This window comes from Pseudomonas sp. 05N36 (genome assembly GCF_056397385.1).
In genome coordinates this window covers 1-22,352 of sequence record NZ_JBFTNH010000014.1, presented here as the reverse complement: position 1 = coordinate 22,352, position 22,352 = coordinate 1, and the positions used below count along the sequence as shown (strand labels likewise).

The window sequence follows — 22,352 nt, the reverse complement described above, 5'->3', positions numbered from 1 at the left end:
CATTTATAAAAACAAGTTTGAAGGTGCCCCATGAGCTATCCGACCCTGAACTTTGCCCTCGGCGAAACCATCGACATGCTGCGTGACCAGGTCCGCGCCTTCGTCAGCAAAGAGATCGCCCCGCGTGCAGCACAGATCGATATCGATAACCTGTTCCCGGCTGACTTGTGGCGTAAATTCGGCGACATGGGGTTGCTGGGGATTACCGTTCCAGAAGAATACGGCGGCGCCGGCCTGGGCTATCTGGCGCACGTGGTGGCCATGGAAGAAATCAGCCGAGGCTCGGCCTCGGTCGCCCTGTCCTACGGCGCGCATTCCAACCTCTGCGTCAATCAGATCAACCGCAACGGCACCCACGAACAGAAAGCCAAATACCTGCCGAAGCTGATCAGCGGCGAGCACATCGGCGCTCTGGCCATGAGCGAACCGAACGCAGGTTCCGACGTGGTTTCGATGAAGCTGCGCGCCGACAAACGTGGCGACCACTATGTGCTCAACGGCAGCAAGACCTGGATCACCAACGGCCCGGACGCCAACACGTACGTGATCTACGCCAAGACCGACCTGGAAAAGGGCCCGCACGGGATCACCGCATTTATCGTCGAGCGCGACTGGAAAGGTTTCAGCCGCAGCAACAAATTCGACAAGCTGGGCATGCGCGGTTCGAACACCTGCGAGCTGTTCTTCGATGACGTTGAAGTCCCGGAAGAAAACATCCTGGGCGTGCTCAACGGTGGCGTGAAAGTGCTGATGAGCGGCCTCGACTATGAGCGCGTGGTGCTCTCCGGCGGGCCAACCGGGATCATGCAGGCCTGCATGGACCTSATCGTCCCGTACATCCACGACCGCAAACAGTTCGGCCARAGCATCGGCGARTTCCAGCTGATCCAGGGCAARGTCGCCGACATGTATACCCAACTCAATGCCAGCCGCGCCTACCTGTACGCAGTGGCTCAAGCCTGCGAGCGTGGCGAAACCACCCGCAAGGACGCTGCCGGCGTAATCCTTTACAGCGCTGAACGCGCCACGCAAATGGCCCTCGATGCGATCCAGATTCTGGGCGGTAACGGCTACATCAACGAATTCCCGGCAGGCCGTCTGCTGCGTGACGCCAAGCTGTATGAAATTGGTGCGGGAACCAGTGAGATCCGTCGCATGCTGATCGGTCGCGAACTCTTCAACGAAACCCGCTAACGGAGCTGTCCATGGCAATCCTGCACACCCAGCTCAACCCCCGTTCGGCGGAGTTCGCGGCCAACAGCGCGGCGATGCTTGCCCAGGTCGACGCGCTGCACACCCTGCTCGCTCAGGTCCAGCAAGGCGGCGGCGCCAAGGCCCAGGAGCGGCATACCTCACGCGGCAAACTGCTGCCCCGTGAGCGGATCAATCGCCTGCTCGACCCTGGTTCGCCCTTTCTGGAAATCAGCCAACTGGCCGCTTACGAGGTCTACGGTGAAGATGTCCCCGCCGCCGGAGTGATCGCCGGCATCGGCCGGGTCGAAGGTGTCGAATGCATGATCGTCGCCAACGACGCGACCGTGAAAGGCGGTTCGTACTACCCGCTGACGGTGAAAAAGCACCTGCGCGCCCAGACCATCGCCCAACAGAATCGCCTGCCGTGCATCTACCTGGTGGACTCCGGCGGCGCCAATCTGCCGCGTCAGGATGAAGTGTTCCCGGACCGCGAGCACTTCGGGCGGATCTTCTTCAACCAGGCCAACATGAGCGCCATGGGCATCCCGCAGATCGCCGTGGTCATGGGCTCCTGCACTGCCGGCGGCGCCTATGTGCCGGCCATGGCCGATGAAGCGATCATGGTCCGTCAGCAGGCGACAATTTTCCTTGCCGGCCCGCCGCTGGTGAAAGCCGCAACCGGTGAAGTGGTCAGCGCCGAAGACCTGGGCGGTGCCGATGTGCACTGCAAGATTTCCGGTGTGGCCGACCACTATGCCGACAGCGACGAACACGCGCTGGCCCTGGCCCGACGCAGTGTTGCCAACCTCAACTGGCGCAAACTGGGCGAACTGCAACAACTGACGCCAATCGCACCGCTCTACGGCAGCGACGAGTTGTACGGCGTGGTGCCGGCCGACGCCAAGCAACCGTTCGATGTGCGTGAAGTGATTGCGCGACTGGTGGACGGCTCAGTGTTCGACGAGTTCAAGGCGCTGTTCGGTACGACGCTGGTCTGTGGTTTCGCACACCTGCACGGCTACCCGATCGCGATTCTTGCGAACAACGGCATCCTCTTCGCCGAAGCTGCGCAGAAAGGCGCGCACTTCATCGAACTGGCCTGCCAGCGCGGGATTCCCTTGCTGTTCCTGCAAAACATCACCGGCTTCATGGTCGGCCAGAAATACGAAGCCGGCGGCATTGCCAAGCACGGCGCAAAACTGGTCACCGCCGTGGCCTGCGCCAAGGTGCCGAAATTCACCGTGATCATCGGCGGCAGCTTCGGCGCCGGTAACTACGGCATGTGTGGACGGGCCTACGATCCGCGGTTCCTGTGGATGTGGCCGAACGCGCGAATCGGCGTGATGGGCGCCGAGCAAGCCGCCGGCGTGCTGGTTCAGGTCAAGCGCGAACAGGCTGAACGCAGCGGTCATCCGTTCTCCGACGCCCAGGAAGCCGAGATCAAGCAACCGATCCTCGATCAGTACGAAGAACAGGGCCACCCCTACTATTCCAGCGCCCGGTTGTGGGACGACGGCGTCATTGACCCGGCGCAAACCCGCGACGTGCTGGCCCTGGCCTTGTCTGCATCGCTGAATGCACCTATCGAACCGAGCCGCTTCGGCGTGTTCCGGATGTGATCTGGAGAAAACCATGAGCGACTTCAATACCCTCGAACTGCTGACCGACCCGCGTGGTTTCGCCACGCTGTGGTTGAGTCGCGAGGCGAAAAACAACGCCTTCAACGCCGAAATGATCCGCGAACTGATCCTCGCGCTGGACAAGGTCCAGAGCAATCCAAGCCTGCGTTTTCTGCTGGTGCGCGGGCGTGGCAAGCATTTCAGCGCTGGCGCTGACCTGGCCTGGATGCAGCAATCGGCCGAACTCGATTACCACACCAACCTGGACGACGCTCGCGAGCTGGCTGAGTTGATGTACAACCTGGCCAAGCTGAAAATCCCGACGCTGGCGGTTGTCCAGGGCGCAGCCTATGGCGGCGCTCTGGGCTTGATCAGTTGCTGCGACATGGCGATTGGTGCCGATGACGCGCAATTCTGCCTGTCGGAAGTGCGCATCGGCCTGGCGCCGGCGGTGATCAGCCCTTTCGTTGTGCAAGCCATCGGCGAACGGGCCGCGCGCCGTTATGCACTGACCGCTGAACGTTTCAGTGGCCAACGTGCTCAGGAAATCGGCCTGCTCAGCGAAAGCTATCCGGCCAGCGAACTGGAGTCGCAGGTCGAACAGTGGATCAACAATCTATTGCTCAATAGCCCACACGCCATGCGCTCAAGCAAGGAGCTGCTGCGTGAAGTCGGCAACGGTGCCCTGAACCCGGCGTTGCGCCGTTACTGCGAAAACGCGATCGCGCGAATTCGCGTCAGTCCTGAAGGTCAGGAAGGCTTGCGGGCGTTCCTGCAGAAACGTCCGCCAAGTTGGCAGCCTGAATCCACTACCAAGGAGCTGCGTTGATGAGCGCCCCTGTTCTCACCACCTTGCTGGTGGCCAACCGTGGCGAAATTGCCTGCCGAGTGATGCGTACCGCCAAGGCGCTGGGCCTGACCACCGTGGCCGTGCACAGCGCCACCGATCGCGATGCGCGGCACAGTCGCGAAGCAGACATCCGCGTCGACCTGGGTGGCAGCAAAGCGGCTGACAGTTACCTGCAAATCGACAAACTGCTCGCTGCCGCCAAGACCAGCGGCGCCCAGGCGATTCACCCGGGTTATGGCTTTCTCTCGGAGAACGCCGGATTTGCGCGCGCCATTGAAGCCGCCGGCTTGATTTTCCTCGGCCCACCCGCTTCGGCCATTGACGCCATGGGCAGCAAATCCGCCGCCAAAGCCTTGATGGAAACTGCGGGTGTGCCGCTGGTACCGGGTTATCACGGTGAGGCCCAGGACCTGGAAACCTTCCGCGATGCCGCCGAGCGCATCGGCTATCCAGTGCTGCTCAAGGCGACTGCCGGGGGCGGTGGTAAAGGCATGAAAGTGGTCGAGGACGTCAGCCAGTTGGCCGAAGCCCTGGCCTCGGCGCAGCGTGAGGCGCAATCTTCGTTTGGCGATTCGCGGATGCTGGTGGAAAAGTACCTGCTCAAACCACGGCATGTGGAAATCCAGGTCTTCGCTGATCAGCACGGTAGCTGCCTGTACCTCAACGAACGTGATTGCTCGATTCAACGTCGTCACCAGAAAGTCGTCGAAGAGGCGCCGGCCCCCGGCCTGAGCGCGGAACTGCGTAAAGCCATGGGTGAAGCGGCAGTCCGTGCGGCGCAAGCGATCGGTTATGTCGGCGCAGGCACCGTGGAGTTTCTGCTGGATTCGCGCGGTGAGTTCTTCTTCATGGAGATGAACACGCGCCTGCAGGTCGAGCACCCGGTCACCGAAGCCATCACCGGTCTCGATCTGGTGGCGTGGCAGATTCGCGTCGCCCAAGGCGAGCCGCTGCCCATGACGCAGGCGCAGGTGCCGTTGCTCGGCCATGCGATTGAAGTGCGTTTGTATGCTGAAGACCCAAGTAATGACTTCTTGCCGGCCACCGGACACCTGGCGCTGTACCGCGAGTCAGCCGCAGGCCCGGGCAGGCGCGTCGACAGCGGTGTCGAGGAAGGCGACAGCATTTCGCCGTTCTATGATCCGATGCTTGGCAAGCTGATCGCCTGGGGCGAGGACCGCGAACAGGCTCGTTTGCGGCTACTGAGCATGCTGGATGAGTTCGCCATTGGCGGGCTGAAGACCAATATCAGCTTTCTGCGCCGAATCATCGGACACCCAGCCTTCGCTGCAGCTGAGCTCGACACGGGATTCATCCCTCGTTATCAGGAACAATTACTGCCAGCGCCAAACGAACTCAGCGATGCGTTCTGGCAAGCCGCCGCTCAAGCCTTTGCGCAAAGCCAGGCACACCACATACGCGCCGATGACCCGGGTTCACCATGGGCCGTTGGCAACGGTTTCCGTGCCGGCTTGCCAGCAGAAACCACGCTGCACTTAAGCTGCGAAGACCAGGACCGGGCCATCACCCTGGCCCCTGCCGACACCCGCAACGCCGAACTCAACGGTGAGCAATTGCTGGTCGAACATCACGGCGTGCGCCTTCAGCATCGCGCCATCCGCCAGGGTGAAACCCTGTACCTGCAATGGGAAGGTGAGCTGCGCTGCATCAAACCTTACGACCCTATCGCCGCGGTGGAAGCCAGCCATAGTCATCAGGGCGGCCTGACCGCGCCAATGAATGGCAGCATCGTTCGTGTAATGGTGGCGCCGGGGCAAACGGTCGAAGCCGGTGCGCAGCTGGTGGTACTGGAAGCCATGAAAATGGAGCACAGCATTCGTGCGCCCCATGCAGGTGTGGTGAAGGCCTTGTATTGCCAGGAAGGCGAGATGGTCAACGAAGGCAGCGCGTTGGTGGAGCTGGAATAATCGCGGTCTGATGACAGGTCCTACGCCGTAGGACCTGTCTGACTAGAACTTTGCAGTTGCTTGCACCACGACTCCGATAATTCGGCACTCGTCGGTAAACAGGGCTTTCGGATAGGTCGGGTTCAGCGGCACGAGATACCGTTGACCGCCCTCTTCGATCAATTTGCGGAACGTCGCTTCGGCGCTGTCTGGCCACTGCGCAATCACCAGTTTACCGGGTACGGCTTCAACCGCCGGGTCGACCAGAATCAGCATGTCTTGCGCAATACTGATGCCACTCGGGGCGGTCATCGCATCGCCGACCACGACCAGCCAGAACGCCGGGCCTTGGGCGTGATAATCCGATAACTCGTGACGTCCCTTGGCGTAAGCAGCCGGCGCAGCCTCGCGCACCTCACTGATACCCTGCCAGTCACTGACCGGGTAACGGAAGTACGGGTTGTACTTTTGCGCCAGCGACACTTCGTAATCGCCCTCTTGCGCCTCGTCACTCGCAAGCTCGGGTTCCCTGATCACCATGGCGACTTCGAGAAACCCCAGCCCCAGCTCCCGAAGCACCCGGTTCATATCCTCGAGGCTGGGCTGGCGACGCTTGTTCAGCCAATGGCCGACGCAGCCCTGAGACATTGCGAGACGCTCTGCGAGCTTTTCCTGAGTGATTTTGAGTTCACTCATCTTGGCCTTGACCAACTCAATCCATTTATCCATGGGCGGAACAATACTTCGCGTAGTCGGACCCTCAACACACACATTGTAGTATTTAATTTCTCGTCATAAATACAATTTGTACTAGGATTCAAATTACTCAATCGCCCCACTCACGGAGCATTACCCATCATGGATATCACCCGCAAAGACACGGCCGAACAAGAAATCGACACGAACTTCACCTCGCTCAAGGGCTGTGCGGCAGCCCAACGCGCCCTGGATTATTACTTGAAACCAACTGTTTCAGAATTCGAAGTCGCAGAACGATTTTTCGATGTAAACCGTAACGTCAGCAGTGAAGAAGCTCTGGTCCATGCATCGGACTTGCTGCGCTGTGCGGCCGCGACCGCTTACGAGTCGGCAGACAACCTGCACGGCGCAAGCCGCGACCTGGCATTTTCAGTGGTACACATGATCGACATGGCCAAGGCCATGGTGGACAGGTCCCTGGACGGTGACCGGAAAGATTGAAAAGGAAAAACCGATGGGAGAACGCTGCGATCTGACTCAAGCCGCAGACGTTTGGGGCAGCCACAGGAAAAATTTTCCTATAAGGCAGGTGAAAACATTTGACTTGCAAATGATAATGATTATTATTGCATGCAGCTGATCGCGAGATCAGTCGATAGACCAAGAGACCTTAGGTCGGACTCCTGGAATATCTCCTCATCAGGCTAATCACGGTTTTTGACCCGGCTTTTTGCCGGGTCTTTTTTTGCCAGTTATTCTGGCTATGGCTTCAGGCTAATGAAGACGGGTGCTGCTGAATTCGATGGCGCGGATGATATCAAAAGAACATCTTTTTGCAACAAACCGCTCAAGCACGGGCTTTAGGCCACCCAAAACAGCACTTGAGAATCAATCGCAAAAACACTAAGCTGCGGCTGCGTCAAGGACGACGCCCCCCATATTATCCCCGCGCAAATTGCCCTCGGTTTTCCCACCCTTGCGTGTAAAGTAGCAGCCATAAAAATCATACTCAGGAATAGATTATGACCGTGGCTCACCGCTCCTTTGAGATCACTGCAAACTTCGACAGCGGCAACATCGAGGTGCTGGACCTCAGCAATCCATTGCAGGCCCTGCTGGCCATCAAACCCGACACCCGCAGTCAGCATTTCCAGTGGTTTCACTTCAAGGCCAGTGGTCTGCACGTCGGCCAGGAACATTGGTTTCGACTGAACAACGCCAGTAAATCTTCCTATCACAAGGCATGGGACGGTTACCAGGCGGTGGCCTCGTATGACCACGTCAACTGGTTCCGTGTGCCGACGATCTTTGAAGGCGACTGCCTGCGTTTCAGCCTCGAAGCCACCGAAACTCACGCCTGGTTCGCCTACTTTGAACCCTACAGCCGCGGACGCCACGATTGGCTGATCGACCAAGCGCTGAGCAAGGCTGGCACCGAACTGCTGGCCACCGGCAAAAGCGTCGAAGGTCGGGCTATTCAATTGTTGCGCAAAGGCAGCGGCGCCGAGGGTCAGCGCAAGGTCTGGATCATTGCCCAGCAGCATCCTGGCGAACACATGGCCGAGTGGTTCATGGAAGGTGTCATCGAACGCCTGCAACAGCACAATGATCCTGAGTTGAACAAACTGCTGGCCAGTGCCGATTTGTACCTGGTGCCGAACATGAACCCGGACGGCGCCTTCCATGGTCACTTACGGACCAACGCCATGGGCAAGGACCTCAACCGCGCCTGGCAGAGCGCGAGCCAGGACACCAGCCCGGAAGTACTCTTCGTTCAACAGCAAATGGAGAAGTACGGTGTCGACCTGTTCCTCGATATCCACGGCGATGAAGAAATCCCCTACGTGTTCACTGCTGGCTGCGAAGGCAACCCGGGCTATACCCCGCGAATCGCCAAGCTCGAAGAGCACTTTCGCAGTCATCTGAAACACCTGACCCGCGACTTCCAGACCACTCACGGCTACACCCGCGACCTCCCGGGCCAAGCCAACATGACCCTGGCCTGCAACAGCGTCGGCGAGAAGTTCGATTGCCTGTCGTTGACGCTGGAGATGCCATTCAAGGACAACAACGACGCACCGAATGCCCGCACCGGCTGGTCGGGCAAGCGTTCGATGCAGCTGGGCAAGGATGTGTTGTCGACGATTGCAGAAATGGTCGGCACCCTGCGTTGATGCCTCAAAATGGCTGCATGCCGGTACGACGTGCAGCCATTTTTCACTCGACGGCGCTGTTCCATGGCTGGGTGCAGGGGGCAATGCCGTGGCGCTGGTGTATTGGCTGCTGACGCTGAAAAGCGGCGTACCTGAGCGATGCATCGTGCCAGCCGATCAGTGATCCTTGCCGTGCAACATGCTTTGCAACACCCCATCACGACGCACCCAGCCATGGAACAACGCCGCTGCCAGGTGCGACAGAACGGTCAGAAACAGCACGTACGCCAGATACCCGTGGGCCGTGCGCAGGAAGGCGAACAGCAGCGCATTCGCCGGCACAATCGAGGGTAACTGCCACGAACTGCCGAGCATCACCGGATCCCCGGCAGCCGAAATCATCGCCCAGCCCAGCAACGGCAGGATCAGCATCAACGCGTAAAGCAGCCCATGCGATGCCTTGGCTGCCAGTACTTGCCAGCCCGGCAAGTCTGCCGGCAACGGCGGCTGGCGAGTCGAGAAGCGTACAAACAGACGCACGATCACCAACAGCAGAATCGCCACGCCCAACGGCTTGTGCAGGTGGATCAGCCATTCATGGCGTTCGGACACAGACGCGACCATGCCGGCACCGATAAACAGCATGGCGATGATCATCACCGCCATCAGCCAATGCAGCAGCCGCGCCAGTGGAGCGAAATGATGAGGGTGCGCGCTCATTGTGGCGACTCCTGTTTGGCGGTGGGTAACTGCTCGACCTGAGCGGTTCGACGCAGGTAAGAACGGGCATAAGCCGCCGAACGTGCGGCCAGCAACGGGTCCTCGGAACCCTCGATACCGCTCGGCAAGACCAGCGGGTCGTAATTGATGTCGCGGCATTCGCCATCGTTTTGTGCCTGGGCGCTTTCCAGCACCAGCGTCCCGGCGTTCAGGACCTTGCGCTCACCCAGCCAGGCCTTGCTGGCGTCGTTGGTCGGGTCGGCAGCCGTGGCCAGCGTGATATTCAGCTGCCACCGCAACGGCCCGCTCTTCAAGCGCTGGAGCAGATCCTTTTCAAGAAAGTCCGCACCTTCAGGGGCGCTGGCGCCGACCGCATCTCGCGCCACGGGGACAACGCTCCAGCGCACTGCCTGACGCTGACCCGCGGCGTTGACCAGATAAAAAGCGTTGATGCCGTTGTAGGTCTCGGTCACGTAACTGGCCGATGGCTTGGCGCTCTTGATCCATTGCAGGAACGGCGCGGTTTCCGGGTGTGTGGCAAAAAATGCCGGGACGCTCGCAGGATTGGGTTTGCCGGTGGCCGGATCGGGTGTCTGGGCCTGTTGTAGCTGATAAAAGGCTTCAGGCGTGCCCACCGGGAACACCGGCATGCTGTTCATTCCTGTGCGCCATTGCTGGCCGTTGGCCTGCTTGAAGCGCAACGCCAGGCTACGGATCGGCACGCTGCTGTCCGGCGCGTAAGGATTGCCGCTGGGCAACGCAAAACGCCCGACAACCGGCGTTCGCGCTGCGCTGAAGACCTGGGCGGTTGAATACGGGCGCGCCTCGCTGCTGCTTTCAAAATACCCGGCCACGCACACGCCCTTGGCGTGATTGCGCCGAAAGCCCGGGTGTACGCCATTGTTTTTCTCCAGCACGTCTACCAGCGCTTTTGGTGTCAGACGCTGTGGGTCAAACGTGCCATTGACGTAGGCAAAGGCCCCGGCCAGTGTGGCGACTACCGCGCCGATACCGGCCAGGCGCAAAGCCAGGCTCACGCGGCTCAAGGGGATTTTGTCAGGCCGTGGCGGCGGTGAACGATCAACCATGTGAACATCTCCAGGGCCGTGGGCCACCGGTGGAAAGGATCAATCAGACGAAGCCCGCCGAGGTTTATTCCATGGCCCGGTATTTATTTGTCCACTGCTGGAATAACCTCCCCTGCCGAGCGTCTTCCTGATCCAAAGCGTAATGACTAGCCAGCATTCCATGAACGATCTCGACGAACCGTTACGTGAACTCATCCCCAGGCTGCGGCGTTTTGCCGTGTCGCTGACGCGCAACCCCAGCAACGCTGACGATCTGGTGCAGTCGTGCCTGGAGCGGGCGCTGTCGGGATGGGGCGACAAACGCCCGGACGGCGACTTGCGCGCCTGGCTGTTTTCGATTCTGTATCGACAGTTTCTCGACGCCCATCGACGCTCAAGGCGTTATGCGCGAATGCTTGAGTTCTTCACCGGTCGCGACGAAGCCCAGCCCTCGGTCGAGCGCACGGTGCTGGCGCAATCGACGCTGCAAGCCTTCGACAAACTGACCACCGAGCAACGCGCGCTGTTGCTCTGGGTCTCGGTGGAAGGCTTGAGTTACAAGGAGGTCGCCGAGATTCTCGACGTTCCTACCGGCACCGTGATGTCTCGCCTGTCCCGCGCTCGCCAGGCCTTGCGCCAGCTCAGCGACGGCGAAATCACCAGCCCCTCTTTGCGGATACTCAAATGATCAGCATGCCCCCAAGCGTCAATGACCTGCACGCCTACGTCGACCATCAACTCGACGACGCGGACCGGCGACGGGTGGAAACGTACCTGGCGGCCAATCCGCACGTTGCCGAGCAGGTTCAGGCCTGGCAACAGGACGCCCAGCAACTGCGTGCAGCCTTGAGCGGCGCCTTGCAGCAGCCGTCCAACCCGAACCTCGACCCCGGCGTGATTCGCCAGCGTCTGAAACGACAGTCCCGCCGCCACCTGGCCAGCGCCGCCGTGTTGCTGATCGCGGTCAGCGTCGGTGGCCTGAGTGGCTGGCAAGCGCGGGAAATGACCATGGTGGGTGCCCCCCTACCGATGACCGACGCACTGCAGGCGTACCGGATGTTCGCCCAGCAAGGCATCCTGCCGGCCGATTACACCGTCACCGATGACGGCGATATGCAGGGCTGGCTTGACCATTACTTCTCCCAGGCCAATCGCCTGCCGAACCTCGCCAACTCGGGGTTCAAACCGGTCAGCGGACGGTTGTTGAGCACCGAACAAGGTCCCGCAGCGATGGTGATGTACGAGGACCAGAGCGGCCGCAAGATCAGTTTCTACGTCCGTCCGCCAGGCCCGAAAAACTACCTGCTGCCACGCGGCAGTCGCAGCGACGGTGAATTGCAGGCCGAGTACTGGTCGGGGTCCGGGTACAACTACGCGATGGTCAGCGAAGCCCGGGATCCGGCGACGCAGATGCTCAAACAAGAGCTGAAGTTCTAATGCTCACATCGAATCAGGCCGACTGCACCATGACTCCAAAGGTAAAAAGCTGTACCAACCGCCTGTTTTTGTCGAACCACTCTGACTTTCATCGACACAGCTGGAAGGAAAACTCACCGACTGGTTAAACTTGCACCGCCATCGCTCAGGGGGAGCCGGCATAACGACCACGGGGGGACAACACTTGGCTATCCCGCCAAACCGCTCACGACTCAAACCACGTTGGCCAACCCTGCGCAGGCTCCTTGGCAAGTCCCTGGTCGCTCCTGAAAACAATGGTGAAAGCGCTCAAATCATCCACGACTACTTTCGCCACAAGGCCCATGCTCAGGGCTACACCCTCAGCCACAGCCAGCAACGGGTGATCGAGTGCATGGCCCAGTTGGCGAACGCACTGCTGGCCAGACGCGCCCCTGCGCAGACACCTCAAAGCCTCTACCTGCACGGCGCCGTCGGCCGTGGCAAGAGCTGGCTGCTCGATGGTTTTTTCCGGGCCTTGCCGGTGGCCGAAAAACAACGCCTGCACTTCCATGATTTTTTTGTGCAACTGCATCAGGGCATGTTTCGCCATCGTGCACACACCGATGCGCTGGCAAGCACCCTGGATGAACTGCTCAAGGGCTGTCGGGTGCTGTGTTTCGACGAGTTTCACGTGCATGACATCGGCGACGCGATGCTCATCGCACGCTTGTTCAAAGCGCTATTCCAGCGCGGCATCCTGCTGTTGGTCACGTCCAACTACCCGCCTCAGGGCTTGTTGCCAAATCCGCTCTACCATGCACGCTTCAAACCGGTCATCGACCTGATCCATGCACATATGCAGGTCATGGAAGTCGGCGGCCCTCACGATTATCGCAGTCAGGTGCAAAACCATTCGCAGCAGGTATTCACCCAGGGTGAATACCGATGGCCAACCACGACCTCGCAACGTCAGGCCTTGAAGCTGCCGCAACCGGACACTTCAGCCATCGTCCTGCCGGTCGGTACTCGCCAGCTACAGGCTCTGCATTGCGAGGACCGGACCATTGCCTTCACCTTCAACGACCTGTGCGAACAACCCACGGCCGTGATGGATTACCTGGAACTGTGCCGACGCTTCGATACCTGGATCATCGAGGCACTGCCCGACCTGGCGGACTGCCCGATTGCGACCCAACAGCGCTTCATCAACCTGATCGACGTGCTCTACGACCAGGACAAGCGCCTGATCCTGCTCGGCGAACGACCGCTGCGTGAACACCTGGGCGGTGACGCCATCGACCTGGCGCGCACCCGCAGTCGCCTGGGGCAACTGGTGGACGTCGGGCCAGCGCTATAAAGCGTCCAGCGCAGCGGATTTTGCCGTTATCATGGCGGCGTTTTTTGTGGGCGACTTGCCGTTCTCTTCTCATTGGTTGGATGTGTTCATGCATACCCTTGCACAACTGCGGGCCGGCGCGCTTGCGGGGCTCAAACGTCTGGATCTGTCGTGCGGCCTGACCGAGTTTCCCCGGGAAATCTTCGACCTGGCAGACACCCTGGAGGTGCTCAACCTCAGCGGCAATGCCTTGAGCAGCTTGCCGGATGACCTGCATCGCCTGACGCATCTGCGCGTGCTGTTTTGCTCGGACAATCAGTTCCGCGAGCTGCCGACCTGCCTCGGCCAATGCGCGCAACTGACGATGATCGGCTTCAAGGCCAATCGCCTTGAGCGAGTCCCGGCCGCCGCGCTGCCGCCACTGCTGCGCTGGCTGATCCTGACCGACAACTGCATCAGCGAATTACCGAGCGAATTGGGCGAACGGCCGCACCTGCAAAAATTGATGCTGGCCGGCAACCACCTGCAAAGCCTGCCCGCAAGCTTGAGCCAGTGCCATCAGCTGGAGCTGATCCGCATCGCCGCCAACCGCATGACCGAATTGCCGCAGTGGCTGCTGACATTGCCCGGGCTGGCCTGGCTGGCTTACGCCGGCAACCCGCTGGAAACCGAAGCCGATGCCGCTGCCCTCGAAGCCACGGCGAACATTCCCTGGTCGCAACTGCACCTGCAGCAGCAACTGGGCGAAGGCGCTTCCGGGGTGATTCACCAGGCTGTGTGGGAGCAACCGTCGCAGCCTGAGCGCAAGGTTGCGGTGAAACTCTACAAGGGGCACATGACCAGCGACGGCTCACCGCTGCATGAAATGAATGCCTGCATCACCGCAGGTATTCATCCCAACCTGATCAAGGTCGAGGGGCGGATTGTCGGGCATCCGCAGGCTCAGGCCGGCCTGGTCATGCACCTGATCGAGCCGAGCTATCGCAATCTGGCGGCGTTGCCGAGCCTGGCGTCTTGCAGCCGTGATGTATACGCAGAGAACACGCGCTTCAGTGCAGCAGTGGCGCTGCGAATCGCCAGCGGCATTGCCTCGGCCGCTGCGCACCTGCATCAGCAGGGCATCACCCACGGCGACCTGTACGGCCACAACACGTTGTGGAATGAGCACGGCGACTGCCTGTTGGGCGACTTCGGCGCGGCGTCCTTCCATGCCACGTCCGACACCCTTGAAACGCGCGCGCTGCAACGCATCGAAGTGCGGGCCTTCGGGATTCTGTTGGGTGAGCTATTGGAGCGGATCGACTCAGGCTTGAGTGCTGAGCGCCGCGAGCGCTTGATGGATTTGCAGAGCCGCTGCTGTCAGCCGGACGTGCTGGCGCGTCCAGGGTTCAGCGAGATCATGCAAGAGTTGGCCGCCTGTAACTCAAATCACTAACGGCACGTACAAAACCCGTGGCGAGGGAGCAAGCTCCCTCGCCACAGGTCAGGTCACAAATCGACAGTGCGGTTTAACCCGCCAACCCGACAAACATGTCCTGCACGTCGTCATGGTTATCGAGGCCTTCGAGGAAGGCTTCGACTTCTTCCATTTGTGCGTCGGTCAGGCCGCTGACCGGATTCTTCGGCTTGTAGCCGAGCTTCGCCGACAACACGGTGAAACCCTGCTCAGGCAAGGCTTTCTGAACGGAGTCCAGGTCGGTGGCTTCGGTGATGAACAGCGTCGCGCCATCTTCGCCCGGCTCGAAATCCTGTGCACCGGCTTCGATAGCGGCCATTTCCGGATCGGCATCCGGGGTGTCCGGGGACGCCTCGATCATGCCCACGTGGTCAAAGTCCCAAGCCACGGAACCGGAAGCCCCCAACTGGCCTTTACGGAACGCTACGCGGATTTCTGCCACGGTACGGTTGATGTTGTCGGTCACGCATTCAACGATCAGCGGCACCTGATGCGGGGCGAAGCCTTCGTAGGTCACGCGGTGGTACTGCACGGTTTCGCCGAGCTGGCCCGAGCCTTTCTTGATTGCACGCTCCAGGGTTTCACGCGGCATCGAGGCTTTTTTCGCCTGTTCGACCACCAGGCGCAGGTGCGCGTTGGTGCTGACATCAGCGCCGTTACGTGCCGCAATGGTGATTTCCTTCACCAGTTTGCCGAAGATCTTGCCCTTGGCGTTGGCTGCCGCTTCTTTGTGTTTAACCTTCCACTGTGCGCCCATTACTCACTCTCTTGATCTGTGGCGCCGAGACATCTATTGGCCGACGCTTTGTGCAAGTTTATACGGCAAAAAGTTGGCAATCGACCAAAAAGTGTTGTGAGCGATCGACATCTTCACAACCTGTTGTAGGGCTTTTCTGAAAAGCAGGTTTGCGGTGACTATTGAGCGCCGGTGTTTCGTAACCTCTGTGCCCCGTACTTCATGGCAGAAGAGAGTTTGATGCACACCGACATGGAAAGTCCCTTCATCCTGACGCTCACCGAACTCGCCTTGAGCTTTCAGGTTCGACAGTTCAGTGGTCGCGAAGCCCTCAATCAGGTCTATCGATTCGACATCGAAATGCGCGGCCCGCAGCCCGCAATGAATCTGGACCTACTGCTGCATCAACCGGCATTCCTCAGCCTGAGCCCCGCCTCCGGCATCCACGGCATCATCCACAGCGCCGGTTTGCAGTACTGCGGCGCGCAGCAGATCGGCTACAGCCTGAACCTCGCCCCCCGCCTGCTTACACTGGAGCAGCAGCGCCGTCGACGGGTATTCCAGCACCTGAGCGTGCCGGAAATCTTGCGCCAGTTGTTGGCCGAGCATCGACTGCCGCCCGACAGCTACCGTTTCGAGCTGCCAAACGGTGAATACCCGCCGCGCCCGTTTTGCCTCCAGTACGACGAAACCGACCTGAACCTGCTGCAACGGCTGTGCGAAGAGGAAGGCATCCACTATCACTTCGAGCATCAACACGACCGGCACGTGCTGGTGCTCGCCGATGACAGCGACAGCTTTGCGCAGCGACCGGTCGAAAGCGTTTTTCACCCCTCCGCACGGGAGGCCGAACAGCCGCGGATCAGCCGGCTCTTTCAATGCCATAGCCGGCCGACCACAGGGCCGCAAACCACCTTTGCGCAGCACGCCAACGCTGACCCCGCATCCACTGCACCTGACGCCTGCGCCAACCAGACCTACCTCGCCAGCCTGCACCCGACAGGTCGAATCGACCCGGTGCAAGCCCGTCGCAACCAGCTCGGTCGCCGCGAACTCGAGCGTCTGCGCAGCCTGCATCGTCTGGTTCAGGGCCACAGTACATTGCCCGAACTGCTCAGCGGGCGGCTGCTGCAAGTCACCGGGCATCCGGTCCCGGCGTTCAACGATCAATGGTTATTAAGCGAAGTGCTGCATCAGGGCGAAACGCCTGGCGTGGACAAGGTGTTGTCCGAGGCAACGGGTTATCGCAATCAATTCAAGGCAATTCCCTGGTCGACCGCGTTCCGCCCGGCCCTCAAACAGTCCAGACCGCGTATCAGCGGTTACCAGATGGCTGAGGTCCTTGGCATGGCGGGAATGCCGCCGCACCTCGACGAACACGGGCGAATCAACATCTGCCTGTGGCCTGATGCACAATCCGACAGGCAAGGCTCCTCAGGCATCTGGTTGCCAATCGCCCATACAGGGACGGGGCACCCGACCTTGCCACTGGCCGGCAGCGAGGTACACGTGGGTTTCCTCGACGGTGATCCTGATCGACCAGTGCTTTGCACGGGTTTCGCTGACGCACAAGCGGGCGAACCGCAGCCGGTGGTGACGGTAGAACGGAAGGCATCGCCAACGGGCTGGAGCGGCGAGATCTATTTGTTCGAGCGGCCTCCCGCCACCACCGAACGCCTGGCCGACACCACGTGGTACATCGTGCGCATGCCGCGTCCCGGGCTCAAGGATCTGGGGAGCCTCAACCGTGACGATGTGCTGATGACCGGTAAAAGCCAGGCACTGGGCAACCTGTCGCTGACGATAGAACAGAAGCAGCGCCTGGCCAGCGAGTTCGCCCGTACTCCCGAACAACTCTGCCTGCTGTATCCGGGGCATTGCGTGGCGCTGGCCGATTATTTCCAGCAATACTGGAACAGCGAACAACGCCTGAGCTTCATCGAAAGCGCCAACCCCGCCAGCGCCCAGCGCCAACCGCGAGAAGCGCGTCTGCTGTTCGACTGGCTGGTGAACCGTCCGGACGCTACTTCCTAGGGTGCACGATCGCCCCCCTGAGATGCTCGCCCCCCATGTAGCAGCTGGCGAAGCCTGCGTTCGGCTGCGCAGCAGTCGTAAATCCTGTTATCGCGGTTGGTCTGAAGGACCGCACTGTCTGATTCTACGGCCGCTGCGCAGCCGAACGCAGGCTTCGCCAGCTGCTACGAGGTACCCGGTGCGAGGTCGAAAAACGCCTGAATCAGCCGTAGATCCCGCCGTCGCTCCATGCAACCGATCATGTGCCGATTGACCAGTCCTTCGCCGATTATCGGCACTGCCCGCACGCGCGGGTCGGGGCTGACTTCCACCGAAGACACAACGCCCACCCCCAGCTCGGCCGCCACCGCCTCGGTGACGGCTTCACGGCTGTCCAGCTCCAGCAGCACCCGAGGATTGACCCTGGCCTGGGCGCAAGCCTCATCGAACGTACGACGGGTGATCGAGCTCGGCTCGCGCAATACCATGATCACCTGATCCAGTTGCTTGAGCGCGACCCCTTCGCGTAGCGCCGACCATGGGTGCCCCGCCGGCACCAGCGCGCAAATCCGCGACTCACTCAAGGCTTGCAAGTGCAAACCTTTGCGCGGCTCGACCTCGGTCAGCACCGCCACGTCGGCGTGCTCGGACAACAATGCAGCGAGGGTTTCCTGAGCATTGCCCAGCCGCAAATTCACAGTGATTCCCGGATACCGCGCACGCAGGCTGGCGAGCATCGGCATGACCAGGTGCGGGCCGTCCGCTGCCACTTCCAACCGACCGGTCAACAACTGCCGATTGGCCTCAAGCATCACTTGCGCCTCTTCGGCCAGGCCGAACATCGCCCGGGTGATGGCCGCCAGCCTCGTGCCCTCCTCCGTCAATTCGACCCGCCGCGCGGTGCGCCGCAACAGGGTGACCTGATAGTGCTCCTCCAGCGCCTTGATATGCCCGGTGACTGCCGGCTGGCTGATAAACAAACGGGCAGCGGCGCGGGTAAAGCTGCCTTCGCGGGCCACGGCATCAAATGCACGGAGTTGGAACAGGTTCATAGCTATCGGCCTTACTGATGGCTGGCATAACAACAAACAATTTGATTGATGGAACGGCAAATTGCAATTTATCTCCCGCAGCTTGATCCCATTGATTGCGAGAACACCCGAATGAGTACTGCCGCCCCCATCCTGCTCACCCCCGGCCCCTTGACCACCTCGCAGCGCACCCGTCAGGCGATGATGGTGGACTGGGGTTCGTGGGATGAACGTTTCAACCAATTGACCGCCAGCGTCTGCGAACAGCTGCTGGCGATCATCAACGCTGCCGACAGCCACCACTGCGTGCCGTTGCAGGGCAGCGGCACTTTCGCCGTCGAAGCGGCCATCGGCAGCCTGGTGCCTCGCGACGGCAAAGTGCTGGTGCTCATCAATGGCGCTTACGGCAAACGCCTGGCGAAAATCTGCGAAGTGCTCGGTCGTTCCTTCAGTTCGTTCGAAACCGCCGAAGACCAACCAACCACCGCCGCCGACGTCGACCGCCTGCTACACGCCGACAGCAGCATCACCCACGTGGCGTTGATCCACTGCGAAACCAGCACCGGGATTCTTAATCCGTTGCCGGAAATCGCCCGGGTCATCGCCCGGCACGGCAAACGTCTGATCATCGACGCCATGAGTTCTTTCGGCGCACTGCCGATCGACGCTCGACACGTGCCATTCGACGCGCTGATCGCCGCCTCGGGCAAATGCCTGGAAGGCGTACCGGGCATGGGTTTCGTCTTCGCCAACAAGTCCGCTCTGGCGAATGCCGCCGGCAACTCCCACTCGCTGGCGATGGACCTGTTCGACCAACACGCCTACATGGTCAAAACCGGCCAATGGCGCTTCACCCCGCCGACCCACGTGGTCGCGGCGCTGCACGAAGCACTGCGGCAATACAACGAAGACGGTGGCCTGCCGGCGCGGCATCAGCGTTATGCAAACAATTGCCGGGTGCTGCTCGATGAGATGGCCAAACTCGGTTTGCGCAGCTTTCTGCCCGCCGCGATCCAGGCGCCGATCATCGTCACCTTCCATGCGCCGAAAGATCCGCGTTACCAGTTCAAAGCGTTCTACGAACGCGTGAAGGCCAAGGGTTTCATCCTCTACCCGGGCAAGTTGACCCAGGTCGAAACCTTCCGCGTCGGCTGCATCGGCCACGTCAATCAGGCCGAGATGCATGCGGCAGTGGCGGCCATCGGCGAGGTGCTGCGCGAAATGGAAGTCCTCGATACCTGACTCACCACAGTCCCTGTGGGAGCGAGCCTGCTCGCGATAGCGGACTGTCAGCCAACACATTTGCTGAATGTCAGCGCCACATCGCGAGCAGGCTCGCTCCCACCAAAAGCAGCTCCCCTATAAACCAGTTGCCACAGGATTTGATTACCATGAACTACAACAACCCAAGCAAGCTGCAAGCCGCGATCCTCGACTGGGCAGGCACCATGGTCGACTTCGGCTCTTTCGCGCCGACCCGGATCTTTGTCGAAGCCTTTGCCGAATTCGATGTCCAGGTGTCCATCGAAGAGGCACGCGGGCCGATGGGCATGGGCAAGTGGGATCACATTCGTACACTCTGCGATCAGCCCGAAGTGGCCGAACGCTATCGCAAGGTTTTCGGCCGTACGCCAAGCGACGATGACGTGACGGCCATCTACGAACGCTTCATGCCGCTGCAAATCAATAAAATCGCCGAGCACTCGGCACTGATCCCGGGTGCCTTGGAGACCATCACTAACCTGCGCCAGCAAGGGATCAAAATCGGTTCGTGCTCCGGTTACCCGAAGCAAGTCATGGACAAAGTCGCTGAGTTGGCCGCCGCCAATGGATATGTGGCTGACCACGTAGTCGCCACCGACGAAGTGCCGAATGGCCGCCCATGGCCGGCGCAAGCGCTGTCCAACGTGATCGCCCTGGGCATCGACGATGTTGCCGCCTGCGTGAAGATCGACGACACCGTGCCGGGTATTCTCGAAGGTCGCCGCGCCGGCATGTGGACCGTCGCGCTGATCTGCTCGGGCAACGCGCTGGGCCTGACCTACGACGGCTATCGAGCGCTGGGCAGCGACAAACTGGCCAGCGAACGCAAGCGTATTCATGCCCTGTTCGAAAGTTCGCGCCCGCACTACTTGATCGACACCATCATCGATCTGCCGGAAGTGATCGCCGACATCAACAAGCGCCTGGCCAACGGTGAGATGCCGCAAAGCAGCTGATTACCGCGTCAAGTGCCAAAAAAAGCGCCAGCCCCTGAACCGGGGCTGGCGCTTTTTTTCTACCCAATAGTCTGTCGCAGAGCGCTCGATAAGGTACGTAGCCTGATCTGACTCAGGCAAATCCTCGCAAACAGGATTACAGTTAACCCACTCCGTCATACAAGAACGGGGGCTTCAGACCTGATAAGCGAGGAAAAACCGTATGCCCTGGAAGAATTCCGAATCACGCTACAGCACCGTATCAATCATGCTGCACTGGTTGATGCTGGTACTGTTGGCGCTGGTTTACGCGAGTATCGAACTGCGGGGGATGTTTCCCAGGGGCAGTGGCGGCCGAGCCCTGATCACGGAAACGCACTACATGCTCGGCCTGACCGTGTTCGCACTGGTCTGGTTACGGCTGTTCGCCCGCAGCCTGGGGCGCGCTCCGCAAATCTTCCCGGCATCGCCCCCATGGCAAACAGTGCTTGCCCGGCTGATGCACTGGGCGTTGTATATCTTCATGATCGCCACACCGATTCTCGGTTGGCTGGTCACCAGCGCCAACGGTCATCAGGTGATGTTCTACGGCATCGACCTGCCGTTGCTGATCAGCGAGGACAAAGCACTGGCCAAGCAGATCAAGGGCTGGCATGAACTGGCCGGTACCCTCGGCTATTGGCTGATCGGCCTGCATGCCGTGGCCGGGCTGTATCACCATTACGTAGTACGCGATAACACCCTGCTGCGAATGATGCCCAAGCGCGTCAGCCCTGACTGAGCGGCGCAAAACCCCGACGCCCCTGCAAGCCGCCGGTGTGCACGAAGATCAAACGTGTGCCGGCGGCAAAAAATCCGCCATCAACCTGTTGTTTGAGTGCCCATAGCGCTTTACCGGTGTACAGCGGCTCCAACGGGATACCGCTGGCCCGCTCGCAGTGTTCGATAAACTCCAGAAACGGCGGGACGACTTTGGCGAATCCGCCGCAACTGCCGTCGAACAGCTCATATCCCCCGTCCGGCAAGCCGCATTCGCCGAGAATTGCCTCGACCTGCTGCGCTACCCCATGATCATCGGGCACCGCCAGCACGCCATACACCGGATGCCTCCCCGCCTCGGCCAGCACCAACCCGGCCAGCGTGGTGCCGGTTCCACAGGCCAGCCACCAGCCGTCATGGTCATTCCAGCCCAACGCCTTCAACTGTTCGCCGACCTGAGTCAGCAACTGCCCGCAACCGCGCGCACCGAGCAGACCGCCCCCGCCTTCGGGGACCGGATGCAGCTGCGGGTATTGCGCGTGCCATGGCTGCCAGAAACCCGGCTCGTGGCGCGCACGATAACCGCCGTAACCCAACCAGTGCAGGTGCATGCCAAAGGCCTGTAAATCCTCCACCGTCGGGGTGCCTTGCGGATGCCCGCGCAACAGGCCGACGGTAGGAAAGCCAAAGCGTTTACCCGCTGCCGCCAGCGCATGCAGATGATTGGACCAGGCACCGCCCAGGCTGATCACACCCTCGGCACCGGCCTCGTGGGCCACCCTGAGATGCTCAATGAGCTTGAACCACTTGTTGCCGGAGATCAGCGGGTCGATCCGGTCCAGACGCAGGATTGCCACCTCGATACCAGCGGTGGCGAGCCAGTCGAGATGAAGACGCTCAAGCGGGGCATGGGGGAGCCAGTCGCTGGGAGGAGAAAGCATTGATGCCGGCTCTTTGGGAAAGAGCCGGCATCTTAACAGCAGACAGATCGCTTTCGCGGGCAAGCCCGCTCCCACAGGGGGCCAGAGTTGAACCACCATTGGCTGAGCAACATCAATCCAATGTGGGAGATTCTATGTTGCAGGACAACCCTGCAGCGGTCGATTCGGTCGGTATTCGCTCTGGTTTTTCATCAGGGCGAACGCCACCCGGGCGAGTTTGCGGGCAAGGATTACCAGGGCCTGAGTCTTCTTGAAACCTCTGGCAAACCTCTGGC

General features: G+C 60.5%; 20 protein-coding genes and 1 pseudogene. 14 read left to right on the top strand and 7 right to left on the bottom strand.

Annotated elements, in window-relative coordinates:
* Positions 1-30 precede the first annotated feature (30 nt).
* Genes AC1DIH_RS18235 through AC1DIH_RS18220 form a run of 4 tightly spaced genes read left to right on the top strand, consistent with a single transcriptional unit; the run spans position 31 to position 5,591 of the window.
* The gene (locus AC1DIH_RS18235) at positions 31-1,194 is read left to right on the top strand and encodes an isovaleryl-CoA dehydrogenase (protein ID WP_054596570.1); all 1,164 of its coding nucleotides are present in this window, start codon (positions 31-33) and stop codon (positions 1,192-1,194) included.
* An 11-nt stretch (positions 1,195-1,205) separates the two neighbouring features.
* A complete protein-coding gene (locus AC1DIH_RS18230) occupies positions 1,206-2,813 on the top strand; it encodes a carboxyl transferase domain-containing protein (protein WP_477772753.1) in 1,608 nt (535 codons plus the stop codon).
* Positions 2,814-2,826: 13 nt separating this feature from the next.
* The gene (locus AC1DIH_RS18225) at positions 2,827-3,642 is read left to right on the top strand and encodes a gamma-carboxygeranoyl-CoA hydratase (RefSeq protein ID WP_019689590.1); all 816 of its coding nucleotides are present in this window, start codon (positions 2,827-2,829) and stop codon (positions 3,640-3,642) included.
* The gene (locus AC1DIH_RS18220; protein ID WP_477772752.1) at positions 3,642-5,591 is read left to right on the top strand and encodes an acetyl/propionyl/methylcrotonyl-CoA carboxylase subunit alpha; all 1,950 of its coding nucleotides are present in this window, start codon (positions 3,642-3,644) and stop codon (positions 5,589-5,591) included. Before AC1DIH_RS18225 ends, AC1DIH_RS18220 begins: the two co-directional genes overlap by 1 nt.
* A gap of 42 nt (positions 5,592-5,633) precedes the next feature.
* On the opposite strand, the gene AC1DIH_RS18215 is transcribed toward AC1DIH_RS18220, so the two are convergent.
* On the bottom strand, positions 5,634-6,299 hold the full coding sequence (locus AC1DIH_RS18215; protein WP_477772751.1) for a LexA family protein: 666 nt from the start codon (positions 6,297-6,299) through the stop codon (positions 5,634-5,636).
* 129 nt (positions 6,300-6,428) lie between these two features.
* Between AC1DIH_RS18215 and AC1DIH_RS18210 the strand changes: the two genes are divergently transcribed.
* Both AC1DIH_RS18210 and AC1DIH_RS18205 read left to right on the top strand, forming a co-directional pair.
* Positions 6,429-6,770: a DUF6124 family protein gene (locus AC1DIH_RS18210; protein ID WP_477772750.1), complete on the top strand. Its 342-nt coding sequence runs from the start codon at positions 6,429-6,431 to the stop codon at positions 6,768-6,770.
* 521 nt (positions 6,771-7,291) lie between these two features.
* Positions 7,292-8,443: a M14 family metallopeptidase gene (locus AC1DIH_RS18205; RefSeq protein ID WP_477772749.1), complete on the top strand. Its 1,152-nt coding sequence runs from the start codon at positions 7,292-7,294 to the stop codon at positions 8,441-8,443.
* A gap of 156 nt (positions 8,444-8,599) precedes the next feature.
* On the opposite strand, the gene AC1DIH_RS18200 is transcribed toward AC1DIH_RS18205, so the two are convergent.
* Positions 8,600-9,142 carry a cytochrome b gene (locus AC1DIH_RS18200; RefSeq protein WP_477772748.1) on the bottom strand — a complete coding sequence of 181 codons (543 nt, stop codon included), beginning with the start codon at positions 9,140-9,142 and terminating at the stop codon, positions 8,600-8,602.
* Positions 9,139-10,230 (bottom strand): catalase family peroxidase, encoded by a 1,092-nt coding sequence (locus AC1DIH_RS18195; protein ID WP_477772747.1) that lies wholly within the window; start codon positions 10,228-10,230, stop codon positions 9,139-9,141. The genes AC1DIH_RS18200 and AC1DIH_RS18195 overlap by 4 nt, the downstream gene beginning before the upstream one ends.
* A gap of 160 nt (positions 10,231-10,390) precedes the next feature.
* Between AC1DIH_RS18195 and AC1DIH_RS18190 the strand changes: the two genes are divergently transcribed.
* The 4 genes from AC1DIH_RS18190 (at position 10,391) to AC1DIH_RS18175 (ending at position 14,378) form a co-directional block, all read left to right on the top strand.
* Entirely contained in the window at positions 10,391-10,897 is a 507-nt protein-coding gene (locus tag AC1DIH_RS18190; protein ID WP_103316169.1) for an RNA polymerase sigma factor, read from the top strand.
* Complete coding sequence (locus AC1DIH_RS18185) at positions 10,894-11,646, top strand: anti-sigma factor family protein (protein ID WP_477772746.1); 753 nt, start codon at positions 10,894-10,896, stop codon at positions 11,644-11,646. Before AC1DIH_RS18190 ends, AC1DIH_RS18185 begins: the two co-directional genes overlap by 4 nt.
* Before the next feature lie 184 nt (positions 11,647-11,830).
* Positions 11,831-12,964: a cell division protein ZapE gene (gene zapE / locus AC1DIH_RS18180; protein WP_477772745.1), complete on the top strand. Its 1,134-nt coding sequence runs from the start codon at positions 11,831-11,833 to the stop codon at positions 12,962-12,964.
* A gap of 88 nt (positions 12,965-13,052) precedes the next feature.
* Complete coding sequence (locus AC1DIH_RS18175; RefSeq protein WP_477772825.1) at positions 13,053-14,378, top strand: leucine-rich repeat-containing protein kinase family protein; 1,326 nt, start codon at positions 13,053-13,055, stop codon at positions 14,376-14,378.
* 73 nt (positions 14,379-14,451) lie between these two features.
* Here AC1DIH_RS18175 and AC1DIH_RS18170 read toward each other — a convergent pair whose 3' ends face one another.
* Positions 14,452-15,156 (bottom strand): YebC/PmpR family DNA-binding transcriptional regulator, encoded by a 705-nt coding sequence (locus AC1DIH_RS18170; RefSeq protein WP_347927353.1) that lies wholly within the window; start codon positions 15,154-15,156, stop codon positions 14,452-14,454.
* Between the two features lie 171 nt (positions 15,157-15,327).
* Here AC1DIH_RS18170 and AC1DIH_RS18165 point away from each other — a divergent pair, with 171 nt between their 5' ends.
* Positions 15,328-17,169, top strand: a complete 1,842-nt coding sequence (locus AC1DIH_RS18165) for a type VI secretion system Vgr family protein (RefSeq protein ID WP_477772744.1) — start codon at positions 15,328-15,330, stop codon at positions 17,167-17,169.
* Between the two features lie 164 nt (positions 17,170-17,333).
* Here AC1DIH_RS18165 and AC1DIH_RS18160 read toward each other — a convergent pair whose 3' ends face one another.
* The gene (locus tag AC1DIH_RS18160) at positions 17,334-18,200 is read right to left on the bottom strand and encodes a LysR substrate-binding domain-containing protein (protein WP_477772743.1); all 867 of its coding nucleotides are present in this window, start codon (positions 18,198-18,200) and stop codon (positions 17,334-17,336) included.
* A 111-nt stretch (positions 18,201-18,311) separates the two neighbouring features.
* Between AC1DIH_RS18160 and AC1DIH_RS18155 the strand changes: the two genes are divergently transcribed.
* The 3 genes from AC1DIH_RS18155 to AC1DIH_RS18145 all read left to right on the top strand — a co-directional run bounded on the left by AC1DIH_RS18155 (position 18,312) and on the right by AC1DIH_RS18145 (position 21,158).
* Positions 18,312-19,421: a 2-aminoethylphosphonate--pyruvate transaminase gene (locus AC1DIH_RS18155; RefSeq protein ID WP_477772742.1), complete on the top strand. Its 1,110-nt coding sequence runs from the start codon at positions 18,312-18,314 to the stop codon at positions 19,419-19,421.
* Positions 19,422-19,570: 149 nt separating this feature from the next.
* Entirely contained in the window at positions 19,571-20,398 is an 828-nt protein-coding gene (gene phnX / locus AC1DIH_RS18150; RefSeq protein ID WP_477772741.1) for a phosphonoacetaldehyde hydrolase, read from the top strand.
* A 202-nt stretch (positions 20,399-20,600) separates the two neighbouring features.
* Positions 20,601-21,158 carry a cytochrome b gene (locus AC1DIH_RS18145; RefSeq protein ID WP_477772740.1) on the top strand — a complete coding sequence of 186 codons (558 nt, stop codon included), beginning with the start codon at positions 20,601-20,603 and terminating at the stop codon, positions 21,156-21,158.
* Here the strand turns inward: AC1DIH_RS18145 and AC1DIH_RS18140 are convergent.
* Together AC1DIH_RS18140 and AC1DIH_RS18135 are read right to left on the bottom strand one after the other, a co-directional pair.
* Complete coding sequence (locus AC1DIH_RS18140) at positions 21,145-22,077, bottom strand: 1-aminocyclopropane-1-carboxylate deaminase/D-cysteine desulfhydrase (protein WP_477772739.1); 933 nt, start codon at positions 22,075-22,077, stop codon at positions 21,145-21,147. The two genes, AC1DIH_RS18145 and AC1DIH_RS18140, sit on opposite strands and share 14 nt — an antisense overlap.
* A gap of 132 nt (positions 22,078-22,209) precedes the next feature.
* Positions 22,210-22,352: pseudogene (locus tag AC1DIH_RS18135) on the bottom strand (IS110 family transposase); the annotation flags it as partial.

Excerpts from the sequence above, each read along its gene's own strand:
- AC1DIH_RS18230 (WP_477772753.1), top strand. The coding sequence starts at position 1,206 with ATGGCAATCCTGCACACCCAGCTCAACCCCCGTTCGGCGGAGTTCGCG.
- AC1DIH_RS18225 (WP_019689590.1), top strand. The coding sequence starts at position 2,827 with ATGAGCGACTTCAATACCCTCGAACTGCTGACCGACCCGCGTGGTTTC.
- AC1DIH_RS18220 (WP_477772752.1), top strand. The coding sequence starts at position 3,642 with ATGAGCGCCCCTGTTCTCACCACCTTGCTGGTGGCCAACCGTGGCGAA.
- AC1DIH_RS18215 (WP_477772751.1), bottom strand. The coding sequence starts at position 6,299 with ATGGATAAATGGATTGAGTTGGTCAAGGCCAAGATGAGTGAACTCAAA.
- AC1DIH_RS18210 (WP_477772750.1), top strand. The coding sequence starts at position 6,429 with ATGGATATCACCCGCAAAGACACGGCCGAACAAGAAATCGACACGAAC.
- AC1DIH_RS18205 (WP_477772749.1), top strand. The coding sequence starts at position 7,292 with ATGACCGTGGCTCACCGCTCCTTTGAGATCACTGCAAACTTCGACAGC.
- AC1DIH_RS18200 (WP_477772748.1), bottom strand. The coding sequence starts at position 9,142 with ATGAGCGCGCACCCTCATCATTTCGCTCCACTGGCGCGGCTGCTGCAT.
- AC1DIH_RS18195 (WP_477772747.1), bottom strand. The coding sequence starts at position 10,230 with ATGGTTGATCGTTCACCGCCGCCACGGCCTGACAAAATCCCCTTGAGC.
- AC1DIH_RS18190 (WP_103316169.1), top strand. The coding sequence starts at position 10,391 with ATGAACGATCTCGACGAACCGTTACGTGAACTCATCCCCAGGCTGCGG.
- AC1DIH_RS18185 (WP_477772746.1), top strand. The coding sequence starts at position 10,894 with ATGATCAGCATGCCCCCAAGCGTCAATGACCTGCACGCCTACGTCGAC.
- AC1DIH_RS18175 (WP_477772825.1), top strand. The coding sequence starts at position 13,053 with ATGCATACCCTTGCACAACTGCGGGCCGGCGCGCTTGCGGGGCTCAAA.
- AC1DIH_RS18170 (WP_347927353.1), bottom strand. The coding sequence starts at position 15,156 with ATGGGCGCACAGTGGAAGGTTAAACACAAAGAAGCGGCAGCCAACGCC.
- AC1DIH_RS18160 (WP_477772743.1), bottom strand. The coding sequence starts at position 18,200 with ATGAACCTGTTCCAACTCCGTGCATTTGATGCCGTGGCCCGCGAAGGC.
- AC1DIH_RS18155 (WP_477772742.1), top strand. The coding sequence starts at position 18,312 with ATGAGTACTGCCGCCCCCATCCTGCTCACCCCCGGCCCCTTGACCACC.
- phnX (WP_477772741.1), top strand. The coding sequence starts at position 19,571 with ATGAACTACAACAACCCAAGCAAGCTGCAAGCCGCGATCCTCGACTGG.
- AC1DIH_RS18145 (WP_477772740.1), top strand. The coding sequence starts at position 20,601 with ATGCCCTGGAAGAATTCCGAATCACGCTACAGCACCGTATCAATCATG.
- AC1DIH_RS18140 (WP_477772739.1), bottom strand. The coding sequence starts at position 22,077 with ATGCTTTCTCCTCCCAGCGACTGGCTCCCCCATGCCCCGCTTGAGCGT.